Annotated in this window: 1 protein-coding gene; it reads right to left on the bottom strand. The window is 38.8% G+C overall.

The window, feature by feature from the left end; all coding sequences use genetic code 11:
* Window positions 1-575: 575 nt before the first annotated feature.
* Window positions 576-1,277, bottom strand: coding sequence for an IS1-like element ISPa14 family transposase (locus FTV31_RS16850; protein ID WP_166135753.1), 702 nt, complete (start codon window positions 1,275-1,277; stop codon window positions 576-578).
* Window positions 1,278-1,466: the final 189 nt, after the last annotated feature.

Genomic DNA, 1,466 nt, shown 5'->3' with positions numbered 1-1,466 from the left:
CAGTACGTGTGGTAGGAATAAGTGTCACTGGCGTATTGTAGCTATAGTCGAAAGGCTAAACCGCTTACAGGGGAACTTCACATAGGCGGAGCGTTAGGAGTAGTTACATAGGACTTGTTAAGTTGTACGTTGGGGAAACCCTCGCAGAGATACAGGCAATGTAACGACAGGGAGCGCGTGGAGCGAGGTGCAAGACTTTGAGTCCTTGTCTGCATAGTCAGCAAAGCTATGTGCGGATACGACCGATATACGTGGCTCCGAAGCCAAATATATACAGGTAAATCGGCAATACTTAGGGGATATGTCATTTTTTCAAATGGCTGCCCTTAGGGTGAGTATTGCCGAAACTCTCTCAACCGTTTCCAAAGCCAAAGCACGAAGTGCGACGCTTTGGAGGCGAGTTGAGAAGTTGAGAGCACTTGCTTTTAGCTTTTATTGTGTTTAGTAGTCGAGGTAGTTGTTTTTACTTTTCTGCTTAGGCTATTCAGTTGAATGTTAAGAGAAGTCGTAACGCTAAGCCTATTAACACGATACCCATAAAAATTTCGGGTGGTGTTTCAAAAAGTATGCTGACATTAAATGAAGCCATTATTGATGTAAAAAAAGGTTAAGTCGAAAGCTTTAAAATGGTTTTCAATCTTTTTTGAAAAATTACAACTCCTTCTAAAACCGCGCCTAATTCGATGCCTTATTTTGCAATTATTACCTTCAATACCTACAGTAAAAAATTTACCAATACTTTGCTTGCAGTTTTTAAAAGCAGTTATGAAACTGTCCCAATGATCACTTGCAATTCGGGTGTAGTGAATACCTAATTGTTTAAGCTTTGCCTTCAATCGTTGAACTGTAGCTAAGTCTCTTTTACCCCAAAAATAAGCAACAATCTCACCTGTTTCTCGATGGTAGGCGTAAATAAGCCATTGTTTATTATTTTTATTTCCCACAAAAGTCCAAAACTCATCAACTTCAAGAGACTCATAATGACTTTGTTTAGGCTGAATTTGGTAGGTCGATTCGGTTAAAGTACGTAAAACTTTACCGATACTGATTCGCTCAACTTCAGCGATATCTCGTATACCACTACCTCTGACCATCAACTGTAATATTTTTCGAGTAATGCCTGAATGACATCCTAGATAGCTCAGAGCATGGTCACCAATAAACTGACGTTTACAGTCTTTGCACTGATAGTTTTGTTTCCCATCTACTTTGATGCCATTTTTCTTTATACTGTCACTGAGGCAGGTTGGACATTTGATTTCTAGAGTTATTCGCATTTCTCTATTTTATCAAAATTCAACCTGCTTTGTTTCAGCATACTTTTTGAAACACCACCTCATACTGCATATAATGGCTCGATTTGGGTGTTGGAAGATGGAAAAAATGCTGGTTTATTAAGGCTATTGCCTAAGTAGAGCTGATTGAATCTTAGGGATTGGAAATTTTTAAAATGAATCATAATGGAG

Source organism: Acinetobacter sp. YH16031, from assembly GCF_013417335.1.
Lineage (GTDB): Bacteria > Pseudomonadota > Gammaproteobacteria > Pseudomonadales > Moraxellaceae > Acinetobacter.
The sequence above is the reverse complement of the archived record's forward strand: the minus strand, read 5'-3'. Positions and strand labels throughout refer to the sequence as shown.